This is a genomic window from Synechococcus sp. WH 8101 (genome assembly GCF_004209775.1).
GTDB lineage: Bacteria > Cyanobacteriota > Cyanobacteriia > PCC-6307 > Cyanobiaceae > Synechococcus_C.
This window is the reverse complement of the sequence record NZ_CP035914.1, coordinates 2,335,288-2,360,153: the sequence shown is the minus strand read 5'-3', so window position 1 is coordinate 2,360,153 and position 24,866 is coordinate 2,335,288. Positions and strand designations below refer to the sequence as shown.

The 24,866-nt window shown below is 65.1% G+C and carries 23 protein-coding genes; 11 read left to right on the top strand and 12 right to left on the bottom strand.

The window, feature by feature from the left end; genetic code table 11:
* Positions 1-44: 44 nt before the first annotated feature.
* Positions 45-1,424: a DUF2079 domain-containing protein gene (locus SynWH8101_RS12565; RefSeq protein ID WP_254427974.1), complete on the bottom strand. Its 1,380-nt coding sequence runs from the start codon at positions 1,422-1,424 to the stop codon at positions 45-47.
* A 12-nt stretch (positions 1,425-1,436) separates the two neighbouring features.
* Complete coding sequence (locus SynWH8101_RS12560) at positions 1,437-3,011, bottom strand: glycosyltransferase family 39 protein (RefSeq protein WP_130130039.1); 1,575 nt, start codon at positions 3,009-3,011, stop codon at positions 1,437-1,439.
* A gap of 420 nt (positions 3,012-3,431) precedes the next feature.
* Here SynWH8101_RS12560 and SynWH8101_RS12555 point away from each other — a divergent pair, with 420 nt between their 5' ends.
* The 6 genes from SynWH8101_RS12555 to SynWH8101_RS12530 all read left to right on the top strand — a co-directional run bounded on the left by SynWH8101_RS12555 (position 3,432) and on the right by SynWH8101_RS12530 (position 13,129).
* Positions 3,432-5,252: an iron uptake porin gene (locus SynWH8101_RS12555; RefSeq protein WP_130130038.1), complete on the top strand. Its 1,821-nt coding sequence runs from the start codon at positions 3,432-3,434 to the stop codon at positions 5,250-5,252.
* A 209-nt stretch (positions 5,253-5,461) separates the two neighbouring features.
* The gene (locus tag SynWH8101_RS12550) at positions 5,462-7,336 is read left to right on the top strand and encodes an iron uptake porin (protein ID WP_130130037.1); all 1,875 of its coding nucleotides are present in this window, start codon (positions 5,462-5,464) and stop codon (positions 7,334-7,336) included.
* 204 nt (positions 7,337-7,540) lie between these two features.
* Positions 7,541-9,301, top strand: a complete 1,761-nt coding sequence (locus SynWH8101_RS12545) for an iron uptake porin (RefSeq protein WP_254427973.1) — start codon at positions 7,541-7,543, stop codon at positions 9,299-9,301.
* A 62-nt stretch (positions 9,302-9,363) separates the two neighbouring features.
* Positions 9,364-10,332 (top strand): cysteine synthase A, encoded by a 969-nt coding sequence (gene cysK, locus SynWH8101_RS12540; RefSeq protein WP_130130036.1) that lies wholly within the window; start codon positions 9,364-9,366, stop codon positions 10,330-10,332.
* Positions 10,329-11,060, top strand: a complete 732-nt coding sequence (locus SynWH8101_RS12535; protein ID WP_130130035.1) for a J domain-containing protein — start codon at positions 10,329-10,331, stop codon at positions 11,058-11,060. The genes cysK and SynWH8101_RS12535 overlap by 4 nt, the downstream gene beginning before the upstream one ends.
* Positions 11,060-13,129, top strand: a complete 2,070-nt coding sequence (locus tag SynWH8101_RS12530) for a phospholipid carrier-dependent glycosyltransferase (RefSeq protein ID WP_130130034.1) — start codon at positions 11,060-11,062, stop codon at positions 13,127-13,129. Before SynWH8101_RS12535 ends, SynWH8101_RS12530 begins: the two co-directional genes overlap by 1 nt.
* Here the strand turns inward: SynWH8101_RS12530 and ndhO are convergent.
* Positions 13,108-13,335 carry an NAD(P)H-quinone oxidoreductase subunit O gene (ndhO, locus tag SynWH8101_RS12525; protein ID WP_130130033.1) on the bottom strand — a complete coding sequence of 76 codons (228 nt, stop codon included), beginning with the start codon at positions 13,333-13,335 and terminating at the stop codon, positions 13,108-13,110. The two genes, SynWH8101_RS12530 and ndhO, sit on opposite strands and share 22 nt — an antisense overlap.
* A gap of 55 nt (positions 13,336-13,390) precedes the next feature.
* Between ndhO and SynWH8101_RS12520 the strand changes: the two genes are divergently transcribed.
* Positions 13,391-14,632, top strand: a complete 1,242-nt coding sequence (locus tag SynWH8101_RS12520) for a cation:proton antiporter (protein ID WP_130130032.1) — start codon at positions 13,391-13,393, stop codon at positions 14,630-14,632.
* A gap of 28 nt (positions 14,633-14,660) precedes the next feature.
* Positions 14,661-15,593 carry a TIGR01777 family oxidoreductase gene (locus SynWH8101_RS12515; RefSeq protein WP_130130031.1) on the top strand — a complete coding sequence of 311 codons (933 nt, stop codon included), beginning with the start codon at positions 14,661-14,663 and terminating at the stop codon, positions 15,591-15,593.
* Here the strand turns inward: SynWH8101_RS12515 and SynWH8101_RS12510 are convergent.
* Genes SynWH8101_RS12510 through SynWH8101_RS12495 form a run of 4 tightly spaced genes read right to left on the bottom strand, consistent with a single transcriptional unit; the run spans position 15,538 to position 17,940 of the window.
* Positions 15,538-15,813: a hypothetical protein gene (locus tag SynWH8101_RS12510; RefSeq protein ID WP_130130030.1), complete on the bottom strand. Its 276-nt coding sequence runs from the start codon at positions 15,811-15,813 to the stop codon at positions 15,538-15,540. The two genes, SynWH8101_RS12515 and SynWH8101_RS12510, sit on opposite strands and share 56 nt — an antisense overlap.
* Positions 15,810-17,060 carry a lipid-A-disaccharide synthase-related protein gene (locus tag SynWH8101_RS12505; RefSeq protein ID WP_130130029.1) on the bottom strand — a complete coding sequence of 417 codons (1,251 nt, stop codon included), beginning with the start codon at positions 17,058-17,060 and terminating at the stop codon, positions 15,810-15,812. Before SynWH8101_RS12505 ends, SynWH8101_RS12510 begins: the two co-directional genes overlap by 4 nt.
* Before the next feature lies 1 nt (position 17,061).
* The gene (locus SynWH8101_RS12500; RefSeq protein ID WP_130130028.1) at positions 17,062-17,481 is read right to left on the bottom strand and encodes a M48 family metallopeptidase; all 420 of its coding nucleotides are present in this window, start codon (positions 17,479-17,481) and stop codon (positions 17,062-17,064) included.
* Between the two features lie 45 nt (positions 17,482-17,526).
* Positions 17,527-17,940 carry an iron-sulfur cluster assembly accessory protein gene (locus SynWH8101_RS12495; RefSeq protein ID WP_130130027.1) on the bottom strand — a complete coding sequence of 138 codons (414 nt, stop codon included), beginning with the start codon at positions 17,938-17,940 and terminating at the stop codon, positions 17,527-17,529.
* A gap of 91 nt (positions 17,941-18,031) precedes the next feature.
* Between SynWH8101_RS12495 and zds the strand changes: the two genes are divergently transcribed.
* Genes zds through SynWH8101_RS12480 form a run of 3 tightly spaced genes read left to right on the top strand, consistent with a single transcriptional unit; the run spans position 18,032 to position 20,500 of the window.
* Positions 18,032-19,492: a 9,9'-di-cis-zeta-carotene desaturase gene (zds, locus tag SynWH8101_RS12490; RefSeq protein WP_130130026.1), complete on the top strand. Its 1,461-nt coding sequence runs from the start codon at positions 18,032-18,034 to the stop codon at positions 19,490-19,492.
* Positions 19,493-19,497: 5 nt separating this feature from the next.
* Positions 19,498-19,947 carry an SRPBCC family protein gene (locus SynWH8101_RS12485; RefSeq protein WP_130130025.1) on the top strand — a complete coding sequence of 150 codons (450 nt, stop codon included), beginning with the start codon at positions 19,498-19,500 and terminating at the stop codon, positions 19,945-19,947.
* Positions 19,898-20,500 carry a hypothetical protein gene (locus SynWH8101_RS12480; RefSeq protein WP_130130024.1) on the top strand — a complete coding sequence of 201 codons (603 nt, stop codon included), beginning with the start codon at positions 19,898-19,900 and terminating at the stop codon, positions 20,498-20,500. Before SynWH8101_RS12485 ends, SynWH8101_RS12480 begins: the two co-directional genes overlap by 50 nt.
* On the opposite strand, the gene SynWH8101_RS12475 is transcribed toward SynWH8101_RS12480, so the two are convergent.
* From SynWH8101_RS12475 to SynWH8101_RS12455, 5 genes are read right to left on the bottom strand one after another with little or no spacing between them, the layout of a single operon-like run.
* Positions 20,476-21,285 carry a uroporphyrinogen-III synthase gene (locus SynWH8101_RS12475; RefSeq protein WP_130130023.1) on the bottom strand — a complete coding sequence of 270 codons (810 nt, stop codon included), beginning with the start codon at positions 21,283-21,285 and terminating at the stop codon, positions 20,476-20,478. The genes SynWH8101_RS12480 and SynWH8101_RS12475 overlap by 25 nt on opposite strands.
* Complete coding sequence (locus tag SynWH8101_RS12470) at positions 21,282-22,511, bottom strand: glycosyltransferase (protein ID WP_130130022.1); 1,230 nt, start codon at positions 22,509-22,511, stop codon at positions 21,282-21,284. The genes SynWH8101_RS12475 and SynWH8101_RS12470 overlap by 4 nt, the downstream gene beginning before the upstream one ends.
* A 43-nt stretch (positions 22,512-22,554) precedes the next feature.
* A complete protein-coding gene (locus SynWH8101_RS12465) occupies positions 22,555-24,213 on the bottom strand; it encodes a glycoside hydrolase family 3 N-terminal domain-containing protein (protein ID WP_130130021.1) in 1,659 nt (552 codons plus the stop codon).
* Positions 24,210-24,635, bottom strand: a complete 426-nt coding sequence (gene rbfA, locus SynWH8101_RS12460; RefSeq protein WP_130130020.1) for a 30S ribosome-binding factor RbfA — start codon at positions 24,633-24,635, stop codon at positions 24,210-24,212. The genes SynWH8101_RS12465 and rbfA overlap by 4 nt, the downstream gene beginning before the upstream one ends.
* Positions 24,636-24,641: 6 nt before the next feature.
* Positions 24,642-24,848, bottom strand: a complete 207-nt coding sequence (locus SynWH8101_RS12455) for a DUF751 family protein (protein ID WP_130130019.1) — start codon at positions 24,846-24,848, stop codon at positions 24,642-24,644.
* Between the last annotated feature and the right edge of the window lie 18 nt (positions 24,849-24,866).

Below are 24,866 nucleotides of genomic sequence, written 5' to 3'. Positions count from 1 at the left end.
CCACCGCAAGGTGGGCTTTTCTTTTGCATTGATGTGCTGGTCACTTAAGGGCGGCGGCAGAGTGTCAGCCCTGAAGGCCAGGCTCGACAGTTCCAGTTTTGAGAAGCGGCAATGTCGAGCAGCTGTTGTTGGATGCGGCGGCTTGAACCCCAGCCGGGGTCGTCTGGGTGCAACACCAATGTTGTCCACTGGTCGCCTTGGAGTGCATCGCTGAAGCTTTTTTTGGGAAACGCAATCTGTTGGCGATGGCTCAGGTGGGGCACCAGATAGCTGGTGGTCAATACGGCATCGTCGGCTTGCACTTGCGCGATGGCCGATCGGGCGTCCTGCAAAACGTTGAGCCGCTCCAGGTAGGGGCCGGTGAAAAACCAGGGTTTGGCCAGGGCCAACCAGCAGACCACAGCCCAGGTGAGGGTCCAGGGGAAAGGGTGGGTCGCTTCGGCTTTCCTTTCCTTGAGGCCATCGATGGCGGCCACCACCGCCACCACCGCCAGGGGCAGGCTGTAGTGGTGGATCAAGGTGCGGTAACTGGGCGATGCCGACAGCAGGTTGGTGAGCAAGAGCGGCACGGCGATCAGCAGGGTGGGCAGGGAGCGCCGTCGCCAGAGCCAGAGGCAGGGCAAGGCCAGCAGCAGCAGATACAGGCCTCCGCCGCTCCAGTCGATGCTCTGCAGCACCGTGCCCGGTGCCCCGCCCAGATGGCTGAACATGCGCCCAGCCGCTTTCGGCCCCTCGCCATCGCGCAGCAGGGGGTAGAGCCAGCGGCTCAGCAGCAGCAGCCAGAGGCCCGAGAGGGCAGCCGCGCTTGCACTCCAGCGCCAGCGCCGTCGCCAGCCCAGATCGAGCGCCATCCCCGCCGTGATCAGCACCAGGCCATCGCGGGCCCCCAGCATCAACAGCAGCAGCGCCAGCCAGAGCCGGGGCCGTTCAGCCCGCTCCGCCCAGAGGGCGAGGGCAAAGGCCGGCATCACCCAGGTTTCCGGATGCATGTCGAACAAGCTGGCGTTGAACACCACCGGCTGCAGCCACCAGAGTCCGCAGGCGAGCCAGCAGCGTTGCCGCGACAGGGCTGCCTGGCTGGCGAGCATCCAGATCGGTACCGCCGTCAGCCCCAGGGCCAGGGCCTGACTGGCCAGCAGCGATTGAACCGAGGGCAGCAGGGCGTAGGCTGCGCCGGCGGCATAGAACAGCCAGGCGCCGTGGTCGGCCAGCACATGCACGTCTTCCATCGACGAGATCGGGACGTGCCCGGAGCCGATCAGCCAGGCCCATTGATCAAACAGGCCGAGGTCGTAGGCGTTGCTTTGCAGCAGCGCGTGGCGCAGGGCTGAAGTTCCCCAGGCGAGCAGGCCGAGCAGCACAGACCAGAGCCAGAGCGCGCCGGGGGGCGGCGCCGGAGCGCGATGCGGGGGGTGTTGGTTCATGGCTGTGGTTTTTCAAGGTGTTGCGGGGCAATGCCAGAGGGCCCAGTCCCCCTCCTGGGTGGCGCCGACCTTGTCGCAATCGGATTCCTGTTGCCGACTCACCCGCCAGTGCTCGTTGGCGCTTGTGTCGCTGTCTGTCTCGCTGGAACGACGCAACTCCCGGCCGGCATACCAGCCCAGCGACGGACGGGTCGGGCCTTTGAGAACGACCACGGCATCCTCGGGGAGCTGGCGGATCTGACCGGCGATAGGCCTGGGATCCCAGCTTTCGTTCAGTTCCCAGAGCCAGAGCTGGCTCTGCCAGAGCATCAGCAGGGCCAGCCCCCAGCCCACCAGCACGGCCACCAGTCCGCGGTGCCGCGAGCGCAGCGAGGCGCCGCGCAGCCCAGCGCCACCGATCAGCAGCCCGAGCCCAGCGAGCAGGAGGGCGGCGATCGGCAGCTGATTGCTTGAAGCGAAAAGGCTGGTCAATCCAGCCAGCACAAGGCTGAGCACTCCGAGAAGCTGAAAGCCCCAGCTCAGCCAGCGCGGCTTGCCCGTCTGCAGCAGCTGGGCCAGGCCCTCGCCGCAGAGCAGGGCGATCGGAGCCCAAAGCAGATGGCTGTACCAAGGCAGCTGGGTGCGCAGGGGGAGCACCAGGGCGGCGCTGCCGATCAGCAGTCCCAGTTCCCAGCGACCGCTGCTCTGCTGCCGGTGGCGCCAGGCCCAGGCCAACCCCGTGGGCAGCAGCAGCAACCAGGGCCAGCCACCCTCGAGCACCTCCGTGATCGGCATCACCCAGGCGCCCTGGTTTTCGCCCACCACCTCGGTGATCCGTCCCAGACCCTGACCACCCCACATCACCAGGGCATCGGCACCCCGTTGGTGCAGGTGCCAGCCATGCCATCCGATCCCGGGCAGCAGGCCAAGGCCGAACCAGCCGAGCGCCGGGGTGCGCCAGGGCCGCCGTTCCCAGAGGCTGATCGCCAGCGCGATCAGGAGAAATCCCAGCAGCGCCGGCGGTTTGAGCAGCAGAACGCCGCTGCCTCCCAGCCCCGCCAGCAGGGCATGCCAAGGGGTTGTTCTGCTGGTGATCCAGCCGCTCCAGAGCAGCAGGGAGCAACTCACGAGGGTGCCATCCAGCATCGCCAGCCGACCATGGCGTGCCATCGGCAGCAGGGTCATCAGGATCAGCGCCGCCATCAGGGCCCGGCGATCCCGCTGGCGGCGTGCGTCCGGGGTTGCCGGTGTCGGATTCAGACCGCAGCGCAGCCAGTAGATCAGGGGCACGGCGAGGCTTGAGAGCAGGCAGGGCACCAGACGCACCACCCCGTCCGCCTCTCCGAAATGTTGGACAGCCCCGCCGATCAGCCAATGCAAGCCCGGCGGTTTGTTCAGATAGGCCGCCTCCCATTTGAAGGCCAGCAGTCCATCGGTGGATCGCGAAACAGTGGATCGCGAAACTGTGGCCACCAGGCCCTCATCCCAGTCGCGGAGGGGCTGGTTCCCCAGCCAGGGGAGCCAGAGCAGCAGGGTGAGGCTCCACAGCAGGAGCGGTGTGACGGCAGCCCTGCGTCCCGAAACGACGCCAGTTCCGTTAGGGTTCAAACGTCCAGATCGCAGTGATGTGAAGCCATCCTCAACCTTCCGAGGTGAGGTTGGCTTCGAAAGCAACACCGGCGTTCAACCATCCATTCAGGAGGAGGTGTCCATGAGTTCCAGTTCTTTCATGCAGGGTCTGCTGATCGCGGAGAACGCCGGCTGACGGCACCATCTGACTGATCATTCGGTTCCGCGCCAGAGCGGACCCGGCGAGAGCCCCCGGCCGGTCTTCGGTCGGGGGTATCGTTTTGCACAGAGCGTTTCGATGACGCGCTGCATTTGGTATCAGATCGAGCCGTTTGCCTGGGTTTTGGTTCTCGTTGTTACAGGACATCGCAATCTCTGTCACATCCCGGGATGGTTAACGGCAGGTAATCCCCCACATTGCGGATTGGCGCATCGCGCCCGTTCTGTGTGAGGACCCCAATGAAACTCTTCCAGCAATTGCTGGTGGCGCCTGCAGCCCTGGGCCTTCTGGCTCCTGTGGCCGCGAATGCCGCTGAGCTGAACATCAATGGCGTTTCCGACTACGCCAGCTCCAGCGAGCAGGTCACCAGCATCACCCAGTTCTCGGATGTGTATCCGACCGACTGGGCCTACCAGGCTCTGAGCAACCTGATCGAGCGCTACGGCTGCGTTGCCGGTTACCCCAACGGCACTTACCGCGGTCAGCGCGCCATGACCCGCTTTGAAGCGGCCGCCCTGCTGAACGCCTGTCTCGACCGCGTCACCGAAGTGACCGACGAGCTCAAGCGCCTGATGAAGGAATTCGAGAAGGAGCTCGCCATCCTCAAGGGCCGCGTGGATGGCCTCGAAGCCAAAGTGGGCGAGCTTGAAGCAACTCAGTTCTCCACCACCACCAAACTGAAGGGCAAGACCACCTTCGTGATTGGCGCCAATGCCTTCGGTGGCAACGCTAAGAACATCAACGTGTTTGATGCCAGCGGCGACTTGGTGGGCGGTTATCCCATGCCGAAGTCAACAACCGTTCGCGGAATCTTCAACCGAGCCATCACTGCGGCGGGCGACACGAAGAACACCGAAAAAATGGCCACCCTGGCCAATTCCAACCTCGGTGCCACTGTCTTCAACTACGACCAGCAGCTGGATCTCGACACCAGCTTCACGGGTAAGGATCTGCTGAAAGTGCGTCTGCGCACCGGCAACTTCCAGAACAGTGCTTTCGGCTTTAACGCTTCCACCGGAATCGGCAGTCCCTTCGGCGGCACCTATGCCACCGCTTCTGGCATGGAAACGGCCTTCGAGGAAGGTACGATCGGCAATGCGATCACTGTGAATCGCCTCTTCTATCAGTTCCCCCTCGGTAGCGACTTCACCGTGACCGCTGGTGGTGTCGTGCGTCAGGACGACATGCTGGCGGTGTGGCCGAGCGCCTATCCGGCCGACAGCGTTCTTGACTTCTTCACTTACGCCGGTGCACCTGGGACCTACAACCTGAACCTCGGTTCCGGTGCTGGTATCTGGTGGCAAAAGGATGCCTTCAGCATCAGTGCCAACTATGTGTCAAGTAACGGGAACTTCTCCGCGCCGACGGCATTTGATGGCAACGGTAATCGCACCTGTACTGACGCCGATGGCAATTTCGTTGCTGGTGGCATAGCTACTGATTGCTCTGCTGGCACTGGAACGGTTCAGATTGCCTACGCCAAGGACAACTGGGGTCTGGCAGCTGCTTACAACTACAGCTCTCAGAACTTTGGCAATATGTACCAGGGAACGGCGACGCCTCTGGCTACGCAGGTGGGCAGCCTTGGTAATACCAACTCTGTGGGTATCAGCGCCTGGTGGACGCCCGAAAACGCCGGCTGGATCCCGTCTATCTCTACTGGCTGGGGCTTGAACAGCACCAGCGGTGCTGAGGACACCACGCTTCTCGGTTACGACTTCGACAGCGCCACGACCCAATCCTGGTATGTGGGTCTGCAGTGGGCTGATGTGTTCCTGAAAGGGAACAGCGCCGGTATGGCCGTGGGTCAGCAGGGCTTCGTGACCTCCTTGGGTCTCGACGGCAACAAGACCTTCTCTAACCGTCAGGCCTCTGATGCCGAGGATGTGTTGGTGCGTGATGGTCAGTACGCCTGGGAGTGGTGGTACATGTTCCAGGTCACCGACAATATTTCGGTCACTCCCGCCATCTTCTATTTGAGCCGTCCGCTAGGTACGGCGACCCAAGGCGTCTCCTACAACCAGTTCGGCGGTCTGGTGAAGACCACCTTCAAGTTCTGATTCAGGACTCTGTGCCTGGGGGCATCGCGCCCCCGCCTCGCCCTCCGGTCACTGGCCGGAGGGCCTTTTTTTTGGACAGATTCTCGACCGGCCTCCTGTTCGCGGCTGGGGTGGCCTGAGTACCTTGCGGACGTCCGTGGGGGTGTGCGCATTTTCTTGCGTTGTTCCCTTCCGCGGCTTTTTCCCTCAATTTTGGTGTGAGGACCCCAATGAAACTCTTCCAGCAATTGCTGGTGGCGCCTGCAGCCCTGGGCCTTCTGGCTCCTGTGGCTGCCAACGCTGCTGAGCTGAACATCAACGGCGTTTCCGACTACGCCAGCTCCAGCGAGCAGGTCACCAGCATCACCCAGTTCTCGGATGTGTATCCGACCGACTGGGCTTACCAGGCTCTGAGCAACCTGATCGAGCGCTACGGCTGCGTTGCCGGTTACCCCAACGGCACCTACCGCGGTCAGCGCGCCATGACCCGCTTTGAAGCGGCCGCCCTGCTCAACGCCTGTCTCGACCGCGTCACCGAAGTGACCGACGAGCTCAAGCGCCTGATGAAGGAATTCGAGCGTGAGCTGGCGATCCTCAAGGGTCGTGTGGATGGCCTCGAAGCCCGCGTGGGCGAGCTGGAAGCGACCCAGTTCTCCACCACCACCAAACTGAAGGGTCAGACCACCTTCGTGACCGGTGCTGTCAACGCTGGTGGCAACAACGGTTCCAAGTACGTCTACCGGAACCAGAAGTACAAGTTTGATGGCGTGACCGGTACCGCCTCGGTGCTGCGCTACACCGACAAAGGCAAGACCTACAAGAACAGCAAGTCGTACGCCGCCAACGGTTACAAGGGTGGCGCTAACGCCTACAACGCCAACTACGGCGCCTGGACCTTCAACTACGACCAGCGTCTGGCGTTCAACACCAGCTTCACTGGTAAGGACTTGCTGTATGCCCGCCTTCGCGCTGGCAACTTCACCAAGGGTAAGAACGCCTTTGCTGGCGCTGGTGTGAACCTCACCGCTCTGGACATCGCCACCGACTCTGGTGTGACTGGCGTGATCAGCAACACTGTGCAGCTGGACCGCTTGTACTACAAGTTTCCGGTTGGCAAGGAGTTCACCTTCTTCGCCGGTGCTCTGGCTCGTAACACCGAGGCTCTGGCTCTCTGGCCTTCGGTCTACAACAAGGGTGGCGCCAAGATCCTCGACTGGACCGCTCTGATGGGCACCAGTGGTGTGTACAACAAGGAGACCGGTCAGCTGATCGGTGCCTACTGGAAGCAGAACACCAAGAAGGGCGCCAACGCCTTCAGCGTGTCGGTCAACTACGTGGCTGACGACGGCAACGGCAACATCTCCAACCCCAATGAGGGTGGCTTCATGACCGACAACTCTGAAGCCAGCTTCCTGGCTCAGATCGGTTACGGCGGTCCTGAGTGGGGTCTGGCTTTCGCCTACCGCTATGGCCAGTGTGATTCCGGCAACGGCCTGCGTCGCGGTACTGAATTCGTCAAGTTCGACGGCAAGTGGAACAACGATTGCTATCAGCAGCAGTACAACGCTGCTGGTCTGACCGGTGGTTCCTTGTTCTCTGATGTCGAAGACAAGAACGGCTATGCCGTGCGCAGCGGTGGCAGCTCCAACAGCTACGCCCTGAACGCCTACTGGCAGCCCAAGAACGCTGGCTGGATCCCCTCCTTCTCCGTGGGTTGGGCGATCAACCAGAACACCACCAACGACAAGCTGCCCGGTTCCCCGGTCACCAGCCAGAGCTGGATGGTGGGCATGAAGTGGGACGACGTGTTCCTCAAGGGCAACGACTTTGGCTTCGCCTTCGGTCAGCCCACCTTCGCCACCCAGCTTGAGGACTGCACCGGCAAGTTCAATGGCTTCTGTAGCGACACCCCCTTCGATGGCAACTATGTCTTCGAGTGGTACTACAACTTCCAGGTGACCGACAACATCGCTGTGACCCCGGCGATCTTCTACATGTCCCGTCCGATGGGCCAGAACACCCGCAATCTGGTTCAGAACGGTGCCGGTTACGACGGTCAGTTCAACCTCTGGGGCGGCCTGATCCAGACCACCTTCAAGTTCTGATCCGTTCTATCGGATCGGTTCACTCCTCACACATCCACAGAACGGGCACTCCTCACTGTGCCTCTTGCAGCCCCCGGAACACCGGGGGCTTTTTTGTGGCATGAAAGGCAAACAATCATCACCTGGTGTTGATGCCTCCTTAACGGGGCAGTCCCTACGTTCAGCCCAATTCAATGCGATGTCATCCCCGTGGCCTGCCTCAGCATGCGCCCTGTTACCGCACTTGTTCCAGGTGTGGTGGTGCTATCGCTCGCCGCCGCCGCCGGGATTGACACCAGCCAATCGGCCCATGCCGCTGAGCTGAACGCAAGACCGCTAAACATCCGTGGCGTTTCCGACTACGCCAGCAGCTCGTCACCCAACAGCCTTGAGCAGGTCACCAGCATCACCCAGTTCTCGGATGTGGTTCCGACCGACTGGGCCTATCAGGCGCTGAGCAACTTAATCGAGCGCTACGGCTGCGTTGCCGGCTACCCCAACGGCACCTACAGGGGCAACCGGGCGATGACCCGCTTTGAGGCGGCTGCCCTGCTGAACGCCTGTCTCGACCGCGTCACCGAAGTGACCGACGAGCTCAAGCGCCTGATGAAGGAATTCGAGCGTGAACTGGCGATCCTCAAGGGTCGTGTGGATGGCCTCGAGGCCCGCGTCGGCGAACTGGAAGCAACCCAGTTCTCCACCACCACCAAACTGAAGGGTCAAACCACCTTCATCACCGGCGCCGTCAATGCCAGTGGTGATAATGGATCGAAGCTTCTGCCCAATGGGGCGACGCGTGATGCCAGCAGCTTTAGCGGCAACGGGCTCAATGGTGGCGCCAAGGCTTACAACCAGGAGTATGGCGCTTTCACCTTCAATTACGATCAGCGTCTTTACTTTGAGACCAGTTTCACGGGGAAGGATCTGCTGCTTGCTTACCTCCGTGCTGGTAATTTTGGCAAGAACAATGCTCTCAATGGTGGTGGGATTAATCTCACTCAGCTGGACGTGGCCTATGACAGTTCAAGTGGAGCTGGCTCTAGTAATTTTCTGAACATCTATCGCCTCTGGTATCGCTTCCCGGTGGGGGATCGGTTCACAGTCATTGCGGGTGCGATTGCTAGAAACACTGAAATGCTGGCGATGTGGCCCTCCGTCTACAACAAAGGCGGCGTGAAAACCCTTGAAGTCTTTTCGCTTGGGGGTGCGACCGGGGTGTACAACAAGGCCACGGGTCAGATGATCGGTGGTTACTGGAAACAGGCCACTAGCAAGGGTGACCCTGCCTGGAGCGTGTCGGTGAACTATGTCGCCGCAGAGGGCAACACCTCGGATCCCAACAGTGGCGGCTTCATGACCGATCGCTCGGAAGGCAACCTCACGGCCCAGCTTGGCTACAGCGGACCTCGATTCGGTGCGGCCCTGGCCTACCGCTACGGACAGTGCGGCACCGGCTTCCGCCACGCCACCGAGTTTGTGGCCGCCAATGGCTACAACAACAGCTGCACCGCCACCCTGGCCAATGGGGCCTCGGAGCCGATCGCGAGCTCCACGAACAGCTATGCCGTGAATGCCTACTGGCAGCCTCAGAACAGTGGTTGGGTTCCATCGGTGTCGGTGGGTTGGGGATACAACCAGGTGAGCGCCGCCAACAAAGTGTCGGGTTCGCCTCTCAACAGTCAGAGCTGGTTCACCGGCATCAAATGGTCGGATGTGGGCCTGAAAGGGAACGACCTGGGCTTCGCCGTGGGGCAGCCCGTGTTTGCCACGGGTCTCGATGGTGGGTCCACTCCCTTTGATGGCAACTATGCCTTCGAGTTGTATTACTCCTTCCAGGTGACCGACAACATCCAGGTCGCACCCAGTGTGTTCTATCTGTCGCGCCCGATGGGTCAGTTCACCTCCAATCTCACCCGCCAGGGGAGCGGCTACGACGGCAACTTCAGCCTCTTCGGCGGCGTGATTCAAACCACTTTCAAATTCTGATCCGGCCTGGGTCTCCGGCCGACATCCTTTGATTGGATGGGAGCAGCCCCGACGGCCTCCCCATGCCGATCGCCGACGACATCACTGCGCTGGTGGGCCGCACCCCTTTGGTGCGGCTGAACCGTTTACCGGCCGCCTGCGGCTGCCAGGCGGAGATCCTGGCGAAGCTGGAAAGCTTCAATCCCACCGCCTCGGTGAAAGACCGGATCGCCGGGGCGATGGTGCAGGCTGCGGAAGCCAGTGGCACGATCCACCCCGGGCGCACCGTGCTGGTGGAGCCCACCAGTGGCAACACCGGCATCGCCCTGGCCATGGTGGCCGCCGCCCGCGGCTACAGACTGATTCTCACCATGCCCGACACGATGAGCACGGAGCGCCGTTCCATGCTCCGGGCCTATGGCGCCGAACTTCAGCTCACTCCAGGGGCGGAGGGGATGCAGGGGGCGATTGCCCTGGCGCGCCAGCTCGTGGCGGAGATCCCCGGGGCCTATCTGCTGCAGCAGTTCGACAATCCGGCCAATCCCGCCGTGCACGCGGCCACCACCGCCGAAGAAATCTGGGCTGACACCGGCGGCGCCTTGGATGCCTTCGTTGCTGGCGTTGGCACCGGCGGCACCCTCACCGGCTGTGCTCAGGTGCTCAAGCCCCGGTGCCCGGGCCTGCAGGTGGTGGCGGTGGAGCCGGCGGCCAGTCCGGTGCTGGCGGGTGGGGATCCCGGCCCCCACCGCATTCAGGGCATCGGCGCCGGTTTTGTGCCTCCCGTGCTCGAGGCTGCGTTGATCGATGAGATCGTGGCCATCAGCGATGAGGAGGCGATGGCGATGGGTCGCCGTCTGGCCCGGGAGGAGGGACTCCTCAGTGGCGTCAGCAGTGGTGCGGCAGTGGCGGCAGCGCTCCGGATCGGCCAGCGTCCGGCGATGGCCGGCCGCCGCATCGTGGTGATCCTCGCCAGCTTTGGGGAGCGGTATCTCTCCACGCCGATGTTCAGCAGCGCGCCTGCGGCACCAGCCCGGCGGGATGGTCAGTTGTGAGTCGCTCGCCCCAGCTCGACGCCCATGGCGGCGATCCCTATCGGGTGCTGGGACTCGGTCCCAGCGCCAGTCATGGGGAGGTCAAGGCGGCCTATCGGCGTCTGGTGAAGGAACATCACCCCGATGCCGGCGGCGATGAGGAGCGGATCCTGGCGCTCAATGCCGCCTGGGAACTGCTCGGGGATGCCGAGCGCCGCCGGGCTTTCGATCGCGATCGCAGCCTCGCTTCAGCCGGCGATGGCCAGGAAGAGGCCCGGCGCCGTGGTGCCCGCAATGCCCGTGCGGCTCAGGCCGCCAGTCGCTCCACCGGCCGGGGCGCCTGCGCCGATGACGCTCTGGTGCAGTGGCTGCAGGCGGTGTATGGGCCGATCGATCGCCAGCTGGGCCAGGTGATCAATGCCTTTCCGGCCCAGCTGCGCGCCCTCTCCGCCGATCCCTACGACGACACCCTGATGGAGGCGTTCTGTGCCTACTTGGAGCAGAGTCGCGCCCGCATCGACAAGGTGAAAACTCTCTATCAATCCCTGCCGACACCGGCTTCGGCCAGGGGTTTCGGCCTGAGCGTGTACCACTGCCTCTCCCAGGTGGAGGATGCCCTCAACGAATTGGACCGCTACACGATGGGTTACGTGGACAACTACCTCCACGACGGTCGGGAGATGCTGCGGGAGGCGAAGCGTCGCCGGCAGCGCCTGCATGAGGAGCGCGGGCGTCTGGAGATCGGTTGATGGGCCCCTGGCTCTTTCGTGCCCTGCTGCTCGGGATCTGGCTGGTCGCCACCGGCGCTGATCGGCTCTGGTGGACGTTGAACGACGGCCTGCCGGCCTGGGACCAGGCCGACTACCTCAACAGTGCTCTCGATCACGGCCGCGCGCTCGGGCTGCTGCCAGGTGGTGCCTGGCAGGGCTGGAACTCTCTGCTGGATCTATCGCCCAAGATTCCCCCCTTGGCTTCGCTGGTGAATGGCACCGTGATGGCCTGGGCCGGAGATGATCCGTCCCAGGCGGCCTGGAGCCTCAGCCTCTGGCACGGCGTGCTCTTGTGGGCAGTGGCCTCCTGGGCGCTGACGTTGCGTCGTTCTTTGGTGGAGTCGCGCGCCTTTGCCTTGCTGGCGGCCCTGTTGGTGGCCCTGGCACCGGCCTTGCTGGAGTTGCGAAGCGATTACGTGCTGGAGATGGCCCTCACGGCGATGGTGACCCTCGCCCTCTGGCGGCTCAGCCGTTGGTGGCATCCCCTGGAGGGCGGGCAGTGGCTGCAGGCCCTCACGGCCGCCCTCGCCTGCACCGGAGCGCTTCTCGTGAAACAGAGTTCCCTGCTGGTGCTGCTTCCGGCTCTGACCTGGGTGAGTTGGGGCGCCTGGCGTCGGGGCGAGGGGCGCCGCCTGCAGTGGTTGGCAGGGGTGGCTGTGGTGCTCGCCGGCGTGCTGCCCTGGCTGCGGCACAACTGGATCACCACCCTGGGTGGCACTAACCGGGCTGTGCTCGAGTCGGCAGCCCGGGAGGGAGACCCTGGGCCGCTCAGCCTGAGCGGCTGGCTCTGGTACCCCCGACTGCTGCCTGCCCAGATCGGCGCGGTGATGCTCGCGGTGGGCTGTGCTGGGGTTGTGCTCTGGTGCTGGCAGCGCCGCCGCCACAGCGGCGATGAGCCTCAGGCCTGGCGGTTTCTGGTGGTGACGCTGCTGGTTGGCTGGCTGGTCACCAGCCTCAGCCCCAACAAAGACGATCGCTACATCGCCCCCCTGCTGCCGGCCCTGATCCTGCTTCTGGCGCGAGGCTGGTGGCAGTGGGGCCTCTGGTTGCGCGGCCGTTGGCCAGGGTTGCAGTTCTGGTTGGCACCGGTCGCCCTGATGTCAGGGCTGCTGTCCTGTGGGCCCGCCGCCTGGTCCGCCCAGCTGGCCCGACTGCAGAACCGCCATCAGGGGCCGTTGGATGCGATTGTCCGTCGAGCCGGCGGTGCCCGGGCCGATGGGCGACCCACCACCTTGATCGTGGTGCCGAGTACTCCGGATCTCAATCAGCACAACGTCAGTTACTACGGCCGTCGCCAGGGCGGACAACTGGTGGGGCGCCAGCTCGGCAGCAGCCGGGGCGATGTGGAACCCGTTCTGGCCAGGGCGGAGTGGGTGTTGCTCGCGGAAGGGGATCAGGGGTCGGTGCGCAAAAGCGCGCGGCGACTCGATCAAGCCGTGCGCAGCAGCGGTGTGTTTGAACGGGTGGAGCGCTTTTCACGGCCCCAGGTGGGGAGTTATTCCCTCTGGAGGCGGCGTGCGCAGGCGCCGGCACCGGCAGAGTTTGCCACGCAATTTCCTGCTCTCGCCAGCGGTCTGGCCCAGGGGCCGGCCGGCCTGGATCCCTTGTTCGCGGCCGTGGGTGTCGAGCACATGCTCGATGGCCATCAGTTGTATCGCGATCGGGTCCAGCGCCAGGCGGAGCAAGCGCTTCGCCTGGATCCCGAGGCCGTGGAACCACGTTGGAGTCTGGCCTTGTTGGCGGTGCTGGCGAATCGGCCGGCGGAGGCGGACCGTCAGTTCGCTGCTCTGGAGCGGGCCCTGCCCCAGAACCCCTGGCCCAGCGCCTATCGGGCGGTCGTGTCGATCGCCGCTTGGAACCCAGCCCAGGCGCGTCGGGTGATGGAAGCCGCGCGTCGGCGCCATGGTGATGGGGCGCTCTTGGTGGCGCTCGATGATCTCAGCGCTGTGTTGTCTGGCGCGCTCTGGCGTCTTCCCGCTGCCGGCCGCTCGATTCCTCGCGCTGTGCAGGAGGTGGAAGCGACGCTTCAGTCGCAGGCCTCGAGCTGAGCCAGCTTCAGCCACACATCCGGCACCGGACGGCGCCAGCGCACCTGGCCGTAGTCCCCCTGGATCGCCAGCAATTCTCCAGGCCCTTCAAAGATGTAGGCCGGTGCGGATGGATCGCTGGCCGCTGCCTCCACACTGCCGGTGTAGGCCTGGCGATTGACCCGCACCAGGGCGCCTTTCTTCAGGGCAGGGGCTGTTTCGGCCATCACGGAGCGCTTGCTGAATTGCAGGCTAAAACGATCGCGATGTTGCATCGAGTCTTTGGCCCATCAACTGGCGGTGTATCTGCTCGCCTTCGGGGGGTTGTTGCTGGTGGCCGTGCTGCTCGATGATTTGGCGGCTCGGATTCGCGTGCCCGGCATCCTGATGGTGCTGATGCTCGGTCTGCTGATCGACAACAAGATGGAGGTGGCCTCCGGCACGGCCTCTCTGCTCAACCTGAGCCATGCCGAGCAGATCACCCAGGTGGCTCTGGTGCTGGTGCTCTTTTTTGGTGGTCTCACCACCAACTGGGCTGAGGTGCGGGCCGTGATCCGACCGGCCGCCCGCCTCGCCACCCTGGGGGTGGTGCTCACCTCCGTGCTCACCGCCGCCGTGCTGATCGGCTTCGGGGTGCTGCAGGGCGACCGACCCGTGCTGGAGCTGCTGCCGAAAGCCCTGTTCGTGGGCGCCATGGTGGGGAGCACCGATGCCTCGGCGGTGCTGGCCCTGCTGCGGCCCCTGGCTGGCCAGTTGCCCCAGCCCTTGATCGATCTGATCGAAACCGAATCTGGCTTTAACGATCCGATGGCGGTGGTGCTCGCGGGCGTTGCCCTCGCCCTGGCGGGTGGGGAAGGCGTGGCACCGGCCGATCTGGTGATCGACGTGATTCGTCAGTTTCTGCTCGGCATCCTGATCGGCTTCCTCGGCGGCAGTCTCACCGTGCAGTTGCTCGGCAGTCGCACCAGCCTCAACCAAACCACCATGCTCCCTGTGGTGAGCCTGGCGTTGCTGATGGTGCTCAGCGGCGGCACCGCCTTGATGGGGGGCAGCCCGCTGCTGGCCGCCTATGTGGCCGGCCTCGTGCTCGGCAATGGCCCCAGCCTGGATCAGGCGGCCCTGGAGGAAGCCCACGCCAGCTTCGCCAAAATGGCGGAGCTGGTGTTGTTCCTCTGCATGGGGCTGGTGGTGGAGCCGCAGAACGTGGTGTTTGCGGCTGGCTGGGGCTTGTTGCTCTTTCTGGTGATGCAGCTGGTGCGACTCGTGATCGTGCAGACCCTGCTGTTGCGCACAACCTTCCGCCCGCCTGAGCGCATGTTCATCTGCTGGGCCGGGCTCCGTGGCGCCGTGCCGATCGCCCTGGCGATCGATGCCTGGGCGTCTGGGGTGAGCTGGGGGGAGGAGATGCCGCCGTTGGCTCTGGCGGTGGTGCTCTGCGGTCTGTTCATTCAGGGTTTCGCCCTCGTGCCGCTCGCCCGCCGCATGAAGATCACCGTGCCGATTGCGGAGGCCCAGGCCCCTTAGCCTGCGGGCCCTTGCCTGGACGAACCCCATGCGCCTGCTTCTGCTCGGATGCACCGGTCTGGTGGGGCGTGAGCTGATCCCGATGCTCCAGGCCGCCGGGCACGATCTCACCGTGGTGAGCCGGCGCCCCCAGGCCGTGGCGTGTCCCTCCCTGGCCCAGCCCCTCACCTGGCTGCAGCTGGATCCGGCTCAGGCCGATGCCTGGGCGCCTGAAGGGCCGTTGCATCAGGCTCTGGCGGCTGCGGATGGGGTGGTGAATCTCGCCGGTGAGCCGATTGCTGAGCAGCGCTGGACGCCGGCGCACGTGCAGCTGCTCGAAGACAGCCGTCTCCACACCACCCGCCATTGTGTTGCGGCCATGGCGGGCCTCGACACGCCGCCTTCCGTGCTCGTGAATGCCTCCGCGGTGGGCTTCTATGGCACCGCTGCTGACGCCTGTTTTCTGGAGAGCAGTGGGGCTGGAGCTGATCGACTCGCCCAGCTCTGCACCGCCTGGGAAGCGGCGGCTGCAGGCAAACCCGCCGCGACTCGGTTGGTGGTGGTGCGCATCGGCATCGTTCTGGCCCCTGATGGCGGCGCCCTGGGCAAGATGCTGCCCGTGTTCCGCGCCGGTTTCGGTGGACCGATCGGTGATGGTCGTCAGTGGATGAGCTGGATTCATCGCACCGATCTCTGCCGTCTGATTGCGGTGGCTCTGGAGGATTCGGCCTGGACTGGGGTGGTCAATGGTGTGGCGCCGGAGCCGGTGCGCATGGGAGCGTTCGCTACGGCGCTCGGCCGCAGTCTCGGTCGCCCGAGCTTGTTGCCGGTGCCGGGGCCTGTGCTGCAGCTGCTCCTCGGTGATGGGGCCCGGGTGGTGCTGGAGGGTCAGCAGGTCCGCTCCGAGCGCCTGGATGGCCTCGGATTCATGTTTCGCTATCCCGCCCTGCCTGCAGCGCTCGACGCTGCCACCAGGAGCTGATGCCGTTCACCAGGGCCGCGGCGATCAGTAGGCCGATGGCCGGGGTGAACAGGGGCTCCCAGAGCCGCTGGAACTGACGCAGCGGCGCCTCAAGCCCCTGGCTGCTCGCCACCACGGCCGCTGCGAACCAGAGCGCTCCTGCGAGCACCACAAACACATCCAGCACCAGCAGCCGGTCCAGCCAGCGCTTCCAGAGGGATTCTGAGGCTGTCTTGTTCATGCCCGAGTTCTGGGGTGCCGTGGGTGCTGCTCTTGCAGCTGATCATCGATCGCCTCAGCGATCCGTGCCGCGCCGCTGAGCCCCGCGGCCCCACCCATGCTGCCGAGGCGCCGGGTCGCTTCGCGCCTGCAGCGTTCCTGGAGGTCTGGATCCGAGACGCTGCGCTCGAGCAACTCGAGCGCCAGTGCGGCTGTGGCCTTCAGGGTGTCGGGGCTGCCGACGGGGCCCTTGGCGCAGAACACGGTCGGTCCGAGCAGGCGCCGCTGCGCTTCGGCGAACTCGGGGGTGAATTGGGGGCCTTCACCAACAAGTTGCAGCACCGGTTTGGCCAGTCCCACCGCCTGTTCCGCCGCCGTGCCGGCCATGCAGAGCAGGAGATCGGAGCTTTGCAGCACAGCCGTGAAACGGCTGCGTTGTACCTGGATCCGCCTTTGTCCTCGCTCCAGTCGCTGCTGCTGATCCCGGCCATCGCCCGGCTGCAACCTCCAGCCCTCGGCCTGGGCCAGGGCGGCCAGGGCGGTGTCGTCCAGGCCATGCACCAGGGCGAGATCCATCGCCAGCTCGCCGCTGGCGAGCAAGGGTTCCGGCAGCTGCTCCACCACCCTCAGCAGCAGCCGCAGGTTCTGTTCCAGCTCCGGCCGTCGGCTGCCGGGGAGGAGTCCGATCCTTCGCCGGCTGGGGGGCAGGGGGGGCTGGGGCTGCAGCACCGGATCCATGAAGGGGTTGCCGAGAAAGCGCACCGGTCGCTGCAGTTGCTGGCTGAGGTCGTCGGCACTCAGCTGATCGCGGCTGAACACGGCACGGCATCGTCGGCTCGAGAGACACTCGCCGCAGGGCCAGGGCAGGCGCAGACGGCCTTCGTAGTGGCTCGAATAGGCCACCAGGTAGGTGACCACAGGTCGGCGACTGAGCCAGGCCGCCATCACCGGGATTACATCGCCGATCACTACCACCAGGTCGTAGCGATGGGCGACCCGCAACAGCTTCACCACGCCACCGAGCAGATGTAGCACCTGGCCCTGCACCAGTTCGGTGAGGCGTCCGCGCAGGCTGGTGTACCCCAACCCTCCGGTGCTGAATTCACGGGTCTTCAGGATCAGAGGCAGTCCGGCGTCCCGGTAGGGGTGGCCGTTGCCCACCAGGGGTAAGGCCTCCACCTGATGGTTTCGCTCCCGCAGGGCCGCCCCCAGCAGGGCGCCGGAGAGATCTTCGCCATGTCCGTTGCTGAGCAGCAGCACACGGGCCACGTCAGAGCTCCAGCCAGTTCTTCACCTTGGTGAGTGCGGGCCAGCCGGGGCGCCGCTGGAAGCCATCGGCAATCGACGCCTGCAGCTCCTGGCCCACATCGGGCGCCATCGCCAGCACCTGCTGCACCATCTCGATCTGATCCCGCACGCCCTTGGACTTGGTTTCGAGCATGGCCAGACTCAGGTTGATCCGGGCTTGCGGATCCTGGGGGTTGAGTTTCACGGCGGTGCGGGCTGAGCGCAGGGCCGCCTCTGGCTGATCACAGAGGAGCTGCAACCAGGCCAGGCAGGTCCAACCCGCCGACTGACGGGGGGCGGCTTCGGTGATGGTGATGAAGTCATCCAGCAGCTCCGCCGCCGGGGCCCCGTTCTGATAGCGGGCCATCGCCTGCTCAAACAGGCTCTCCTGAGTTGACTCCATCACCGATCGCAGGTGCGTGCATCCCTCAGATTCCCATGGGGACGATCAGACAGCGAAGGAGCTGCCGCAACCACAGGTCTGGGTGGCGTTGGGATTGGTGAAATTGAATCCGCCGCCGATCAGGGCCGTACTGAAGTCGAGCTGCATTCCATAGATGTAGAGCAGGCTCTTGGGGTCGCAGACCACGCGGAAATCGGCCCCGTCAGGGGCGCGGTAGTCGTACACCTCATCCCCTTCAACGATGGCGTCGGCCGGCTCGAAGTCCATCGTGTAGCTCATGCCGCTGCAGCCGCCGGACCGCACGCCGACCCGGAGCACCTGATCCTCACCCTGCTCCCGGCACAGTTTCGCCAGCTGCTGCATGGCCGTGGCGGTGATCAGGATGCCCTTGCCGTCTTTGCCGGTGTGTGGGGCGGCGCTGCTGACGGAGGAATCCGTTGTGGGGGTGGTGCTGCTCACGTGGATGGGGATCAGACCTCCTCTCACTGTATGGAGCCCCGCTGCGACCTGCCGATTCATAGAGTCGTGCCGTTGTTGGCAGGGGCTGCCCGTGCGGGTCGCGATCGTGGGCGCTGGATTGGCCGGGCTGGCCGCCGCAGTGGATCTGGTCGACGCCGGCCACGACGTTTCGCTCTACGAGGCCCGTCCCTTCATGGGCGGCAAGGTGGGCAGTTGGGTCGATGACGACGGCAATCACATTGAGATGGGATTGCATGTGTTCTTTTTCAATTACGCCAACCTGTTCGCCTTGATGCGCAAGGTGGGGGCGATTGAGAACCTGCTGCCGAAGGATCACACCCATCTCTTCGTGAATCGGGGTGGTGATCTGCGCGAGCTCGATTTCCGTTTCCCGGTCGGTGCCCCCTTCAATGGCCTCAAAGCGTTTTTCACCACGCCCCAGTTGAGCTGGATCGACAAACTGCGCAACGCTCTGGCGTTAGGCACGAGTCCGATCGTGCGTGGCCTGGTGGATTACGAGGGGGCGATGCGGACGATCCGGGCCCTTGATGTGGTGAGTTTCCAAGCCTGGTTTCTCGGCCATGGCGGCAGCATGGAGAGCATCCGCAGGATGTGGAACCCGATCGCTTACGCCCTGGGGTTCATTGACTGCGAGGCGATCTCGGCCCGTTGCATGCTCACCATCTTCATGATGTTTGCTGCGAAGACGGAAGCCTCCAAGCTCAATCTGCTCAAAGGGTCGCCCCATCGCTGGCTCACGGGTCCGATCCTGGAGTACATCCAGGCCCGTGGTGCCCAGCTGCATCTGCGCCACCGCGTCAAGGCTGTGCTGTGCAGCGCCGGCGAAACGCCTGAAATCACTGGCTTGCAGCTCGGCACGCCGGATGGCGAGATCACGGTGGAGGCGGATGCCTATCTCGCGGCCTGTGATGTTCCCGGCATTCAGCGCCTCCTTCCAGACGACTGGAAGCGCTTCCCCCAGTTTGCGGCGATTGATCAGCTCGAGGCCGTGCCCGTGGCCACGGTGCAACTGCGCTACGACGGCTGGGTGACCGAGCTTGATGACAGTCGCCGCCGCCAGGATTGCTCCCAGCCCGCGGGTTTGAACAACCTGCTGTACACCGCCGATGCGGATTTCAGCTGTTTTGCCGACCTGGCCCTGGCCAGCCCCGAGGACTACCGCAAGGAGGGTCAGGGGTCCTTGCTCCAGTGCGTCCTCACCCCCGGCGATCCCTGGATTCCGAAGTCGGTGGAGGAGATCGTGGCCCACACCGATCGCCAGGTGCGTGCCCTCTTCCCGTCGTCGAGCGACCTCACGCTCACCTGGAGCAACGTGGTGAAGCTGGCCCAGTCGCTGTATCGGGAAGCTCCGGGGATGGAGCCCTATCGACCGGAGCAGCGCACGCCCGTGCCCAATTTCTTCCTCGCCGGCAGCTACACCCGTCAGGACTACATCGATTCGATGGAAGGGGCCACGATGAGCGGCCACCTGGCCGCTGCGGCCATCCTGGGGAAGGAGGCCATGCTGGCCACCAATCCCGCAGTCGCCTGAACCCCATGGGACGTTGGCTTGAACACACCGTGACCACTGAGGTGAAGGCGCCTGTGGATCGCGTCTGGGCGGTGTGGAGTGATCTGGAGGCGATGCCGCGCTGGATGCGCTGGATTGAATCCGTGCACACCCTCGAAGACCCTGATCTGACGGACTGGACCCTGGCGGCGCAGGGGTTTCGCTTCCACTGGAAAGCGCGGATCACCTCGCGGGTCGAGGCCCAGCAGCTCCATTGGGAGTCGGTGGGGGGACTGCCCACCAAAGGGGCGGTGCGTTTCTATCCGGAGGCACCGGAGCGCACGGCTGTGAAACTCTGCGTCACCTACGAATTGCCCGGTGTCTTGGCACCGTTGATGGAACCCAGCATCCTTGGGGGAATCGTGACGCGAGAGCTTCAGGCCAACCTTGACCGTTTCCGTGATCTGGTGGAGAGCGATTACACCGTTTCGGCCTGAACGGTGCCTGCTGCTGCTTGCCGGCTGTCTGGTGTCGTGCAGCAGCGGCCCTTCAACGACGACCGTTGACAGCACCACCAAGCCGTCGCCTCAGCGAGCCGCCGCCCAGCAACCTGTCGACAGCGCCAGTCGGCCCCCTGCTTCGGCGGTTCGTTCCGGGCTGATTCCTCTCCCCACACCAGCCCAGGTGGAGGGGGCGGTGCCCCGGGGGCGTCAGGATCCGTTCGCAGCGCTGCCACGTGCGCCCAAGACCGCCGCGACGCCACCTGCCATGGCCTCGGCTGGGTCGGGATCGGCCGGGGCGGAACCCGGGGGGGGGACAGCGCCCAGTCTGAGTTTGCGCGGTGTGCTGGCGGTGGGCGGGCAGCTGCAGGCCCTGGTGAGCACGCAAACCGGTTCCGGTGCGGTCTGCCTTGGCAGCCGTGGCCGTTGCCTGGCGGAGGCGGAACCGCTCCTGCCCGCAGGCTGGACGGTGCAGGCGATTGACCTGCGCCGCGGCTGTCTCACTTACTCGGTGGGCGGTCAGGCTCAGCCGCCCGTCTGCATGACCTGAACGCAGCACTGCACCAACCCATCCATGTCGTGGGGATCGGCTTCCCCATCGACCCGTCCGAGCAGCTCCCGGCAGCGTTGACTGGTCTGGGGGCCGATGGAGATCAGGCGCACGCCCTCCAGCCGCTGCTGCCACTGGGAGCCGAAACTCTGCTCCAGCAGGGCTGCGGTGTGGGTCACGGTTTTGCCGCTGCTGAAGCTGATCGCCTCGACGCGACCGTCGCGCAGGGCTTGCTCCGTTTCGGCAGGAATGCTCTCAGGGCAACGCGATTCGTAGGCGGCCACCTCCACCACGCGGGCCCCCGCTTCAGCGAAGGCTTCCGCCAGCACGGTGCGGCCGCCGCTCTGCACCCGGGGCAGCAACAGGCGCAGGCCCCAGCCCGACACGGGGAAGTGATCGATCAGGCTGTCGGCCACATAGGTGGGTGGCACGAAATCCGCCGGTGCACCCAGCTGATCGAGGCTGGCAGCAGTCTTGCGACCGACCGCGGCGATTTTCAAGCTGGAGGGCCGTTGCCGCAGGCTGCGGCCCAGCCTTTGTAGGCGTGCTTCCACCGCTTGCACGCCATTGGCGCTTGACACCACCAGCCAGTGGAACTGATCCAGTTCCGCAAGGGCGTCATCGAGGGGCCCCCATTCATCCGGAGGACCGATCACCAGCGCCGGGAGATCGAGCACCTGGGCCCCCAGGGCTTCCAGTTGTTGCCGCACCGCGCCTTGCTGCTCCTGCGCCCTGGTCACCACCACGGTGCTGCCGATCAGCGGCTGCTGCCCGGCGGCGTTCATGCGCGCACCTCGTCGAGTTTCACCATGCCCTCCACCTGACGACGCAGCGCCTGGGCCTCTTCAGGGCGACCCTGTTGGTGCAGCAGCGCGATCGCCTCGCTGAAACCGCTGCGAGCGCCGTCGATATCGCCGCCCAGCAATCGGGCGACGGCCAGGTTCTGATGCGTTGCGGCGTGCTCCGGGTTCAAGTGCAGGGCGCGTTCATAGGCCTGCAGCGCTGCAGCGATGTCGCCGCGGCGCCGTTGCATCAGGCCCAGGTTGTACCAGCCCAGAGCCACTTCCGGAGCGCGTTGGGTGGCGGTGAGCGTGAGCTGGATCGCTTCGTCCAGCCGCTCCTGTTGCATCAGCAGGGCGGCCAGATTGAGGCGCGCCCCCAGGCTGAGACGGGTGTTGAGGGGGAGGTCGAGGGCCTGGCGGTAGGCGTCGATGGCGGCCGCAGGATCGCTGGCACTCAGGGCGATCGCCAGGTGCAGCAGCAGCTCATACCGCTCGCTCACGCTGTTGGCGTCTGGGGTGTTGGCATCCGGATCAGCCTCGAGCGAGGCCAGGCCCTGGCGCAGCAGGCTGAGACCCTTCTCCTGATGGCCTTCGGCGATTTCCAGAGCTCCCAGCTTGGCGCAGGCATAGGGATCGCCCGGTTGCTGCTCCAGCCATTGCTCCATCGCCTGACGCAGCCGGCTGGCCTTGTCGCTGCCCTGAAGCAGCTCCGGCCGGTAACCGTCGTGGATCAGGGCCGGCTCGCTGCAGTCGACGATGCGCCACTGGGGTTCGTCCTGGAGCAGCGCCTGCACGCTGTCGTCAATCATCGAGTGGTAGGGCCGGCTCCAGCGAATGCGGGGATGGCGTCGGAACAGGCGACTGACCCGGGAATAGGGAGCCATGGCCGCGCCACGCTCGTAGCGAAGCAGGTTGATCACCAGCACATCCGGCTGGGCCATCAGGGCGCGTAGGGGGGCGATGGCCTCCGGTCGCAGTTGTTCATCGGCATCGAGCACCAGCACCCAGTCGCCGCTCACATGGCTGAGCGCTGCGTTCCGGGCCGGAGCAAAGTCTCCCGGCCAGGTGATGTGTTCCACCCGGGCGCCGGCCGCTTCGGCCACGGCGATGGTGTCATCACTCGAGCCGGTGTCCACCACCACCATCTCGTCGGCCAGGCCTCGGACCGAGCCGAGGCATGCCTCCAGCCGCTGCGCCTCGTTGCGCACGATCATCGAGAGACTGAGCATCGGATCGGGCCGGATCTGCTGGGAGGTTACGGCCGTCGATCGCTCAGTCGGTGAAGCCGTCGTTGCGATCGGTGCCGGTGCCCGTCCGATCTGACGACAGCAGCTGTGCCAGGGCCAGGGCCTGGGCGTCGTCCATCTGCCCAGGGCTGTAGAGGGCGGGGATCGCTGGGTCGAGCTGGCCGCTGAGCCTCTCCCAGGTGTAAGGACAGCCATACACCACCAGTCCGGCCAGTCGTCCCTCTCGTTGCAGCTGCTGGAGAGCGGCGCCCCAGGGTTCGCTCCGATCACGCTCGCCGCGGAATGGGTTCCCCCTCAGAAACAGCTGCACCAGCACCGGCCCCTCGCCCAGGCGTTCCAGGGCCAGGTGGGCGTCGCTGGCTTGCTCGGACCGCCAGGGCGATAGTCCCAGGGGGTGGCAGAGCAGGCTGCGGAAGCCGGCCTGCTCCGGCAGGGTCAGGGCTGGAGCGTTGGCGCGAAGCACGCTGGAGGACAGCACCCCATCGACTCGGATCAGATTGATCCCCCCCGAGCCCGGAGCGGCCAAGGGCTGGGCCGCTATTGGGCCGCGTTGCTCAAGGCTCAGCGCTACCAGGGTGGTCGCCAGCTCCCGTTCTTCGCTCAGCTCCAGGTCGCTCAGGTCTTCGGGATCCTCGGCGTCGTCAGCGGTGAAGGTCTGGGTGCGGGCGAGGGCCTGCCGCCTCCGATCCAACGCCTGATCCAGTCGCTGCCATGGCAGGGATCCAGCGCGCAGGCCGGCGGCAATGGCGGCAATGGCGGCATCGGCATCGCCTGGCATCAGGATCAGATCCGCGCCTGCCGCGAAGGCGAGCCGGGCCGCTTCCCCGGCCCCCCAGCGTTGGCTGATCGCGTCCATCACCAGGGCATCGGTCACCACCAGGCCCCTGAACTCGAGCTCGTCTCGCAACAAGCTCGTGAGTGTGGCGCTGGAGAGTGTGGCCGGCCGTTCCGCGTCCAGCGCGGGGATCTGGAGATGGGCGGTCATGACGCTGTCGACCCCTGCGGCAATCAAGCTGCGAAACGGGGCCAGTTCCACCGCATCCAGTCGCGCCCGGTTGTGAGGGAGCAGCGGCAGCTGCAGATGGGAGTCGACGGCGGTGTCGCCATGACCTGGAAAATGCTTGGCGCAGCCCAGCACGCCCGTGCTCTGGAGGCCGCGCTGAAAGGCGCAGGTGAGGGCGATCACCGTGGCGGGTGTGTCTCCCCAGGCCCGCACATTGATCACTGGATTGGCGGGATTGTTGTTCACATCCGCCACGGGCCCCAGCACCCAGTTCAGGCCACAGCGCCGAGCTTGCCGTCCCGTGCAGCGTCCATAGCGTTCCGCCAGCGCCACGGCTCGGGCCGGATCGCGCTGATGCAGGCGGGCGAGCGCCATGGGTGGCACCAGCCAGGTCGCCCCTTCAAACCGTTGGCCGACACCTTCTTCCACATCGGCGCACAGCAGCAGGGGGTGATCAGCCCAGCGCTGCAGGGTGCGGCAGCGCTGGTGCAGTTCGGTGGCCGTACCCCCCAGGAGAATCACGCCGCCAACCCCGTCGGCGAGCAGCCGGCGCAATGTCTGATTCGGCAGCTCCCAACGGGGGTAACGGCGTTGCCGGTCGCCGGCATGGCCGCTCGCTCGCACCACGATCAGGCTGGCGATGCGCCGGCGCAGCTCCGCGTCGTTGAGGGGCTCGCTCACAACTGTTCGCCAGACTCCTGCACGCTGGGCTCTGGCTGATCAGACTGCGGCAGCTCGTCCCGTTCTTGGCGTTCCTCCTCGAGGCGGTTGAGCAGGTTGAGCACCGAGGTGCCCTTTTCGATGCCGCGATCCAATTGGAACACCACCTCGGGGGCTCGGCGCATCTGCAGCCGGCGGCCCAGCTCACCGCGCAGGTAGCCGCTAGCGGCTTTCAGGCCCTCCAGAACGTTCCGCTTGTCGGCGTCTTCGCCGTAGATGCTCACGAAGATCTTGCAATGCTGCAGATCGCCGCTCACCTCCACTTCGGTGATGCTCACCATCCCCTGGTGCACCCGTTCGTCGCGGATGCCATGGATCAGCAGTTCGCTGGTTTCGCGGCGAATCAGTGCCGCGACCCGTTCCACGCGCCGTCCCGGTGCCATCGTGCGTCAGGTCAGGGGTGATGGAATCACCATGGCACGGAGCACCAGCCCAACGCTGATCAGGCCGCTCACCAGAGCACCCATCAGGGCAACGGCGGTCACGGGATTGCTGCGCCGCCTGGCCAGGGGCTCGGCAACGGAATTGATCACCCCCAGGCTGAAGGCGATCAGGTAGCGGGGATACCGCGTCACATTGACGAAAAACTCGCGCATGGCCTCGGCGAGGGTTGG

Excerpts from the sequence above, each read along its gene's own strand:
- SynWH8101_RS12565 (WP_254427974.1), bottom strand. The coding sequence starts at position 1,424 with ATGAACCAACACCCCCCGCATCGCGCTCCGGCGCCGCCCCCCGGCGCG.
- SynWH8101_RS12555 (WP_130130038.1), top strand. The coding sequence starts at position 3,432 with ATGAAACTCTTCCAGCAATTGCTGGTGGCGCCTGCAGCCCTGGGCCTT.
- SynWH8101_RS12550 (WP_130130037.1), top strand. The coding sequence starts at position 5,462 with ATGAAACTCTTCCAGCAATTGCTGGTGGCGCCTGCAGCCCTGGGCCTT.
- SynWH8101_RS12545 (WP_254427973.1), top strand. The coding sequence starts at position 7,541 with ATGCGCCCTGTTACCGCACTTGTTCCAGGTGTGGTGGTGCTATCGCTC.
- cysK (WP_130130036.1), top strand. The coding sequence starts at position 9,364 with ATGCCGATCGCCGACGACATCACTGCGCTGGTGGGCCGCACCCCTTTG.
- SynWH8101_RS12530 (WP_130130034.1), top strand. The coding sequence starts at position 11,060 with ATGGGCCCCTGGCTCTTTCGTGCCCTGCTGCTCGGGATCTGGCTGGTC.
- ndhO (WP_130130033.1), bottom strand. The coding sequence starts at position 13,335 with ATGGCCGAAACAGCCCCTGCCCTGAAGAAAGGCGCCCTGGTGCGGGTC.
- SynWH8101_RS12515 (WP_130130031.1), top strand. The coding sequence starts at position 14,661 with ATGCGCCTGCTTCTGCTCGGATGCACCGGTCTGGTGGGGCGTGAGCTG.
- SynWH8101_RS12510 (WP_130130030.1), bottom strand. The coding sequence starts at position 15,813 with ATGAACAAGACAGCCTCAGAATCCCTCTGGAAGCGCTGGCTGGACCGG.
- SynWH8101_RS12500 (WP_130130028.1), bottom strand. The coding sequence starts at position 17,481 with ATGGAGTCAACTCAGGAGAGCCTGTTTGAGCAGGCGATGGCCCGCTAT.
- SynWH8101_RS12485 (WP_130130025.1), top strand. The coding sequence starts at position 19,498 with ATGGGACGTTGGCTTGAACACACCGTGACCACTGAGGTGAAGGCGCCT.
- SynWH8101_RS12475 (WP_130130023.1), bottom strand. The coding sequence starts at position 21,285 with ATGAACGCCGCCGGGCAGCAGCCGCTGATCGGCAGCACCGTGGTGGTG.
- SynWH8101_RS12470 (WP_130130022.1), bottom strand. The coding sequence starts at position 22,511 with ATGCTCAGTCTCTCGATGATCGTGCGCAACGAGGCGCAGCGGCTGGAG.
- rbfA (WP_130130020.1), bottom strand. The coding sequence starts at position 24,635 with ATGGCACCGGGACGGCGCGTGGAACGGGTCGCGGCACTGATTCGCCGC.
- SynWH8101_RS12455 (WP_130130019.1), bottom strand. The coding sequence starts at position 24,848 with ATGCGCGAGTTTTTCGTCAATGTGACGCGGTATCCCCGCTACCTGATC.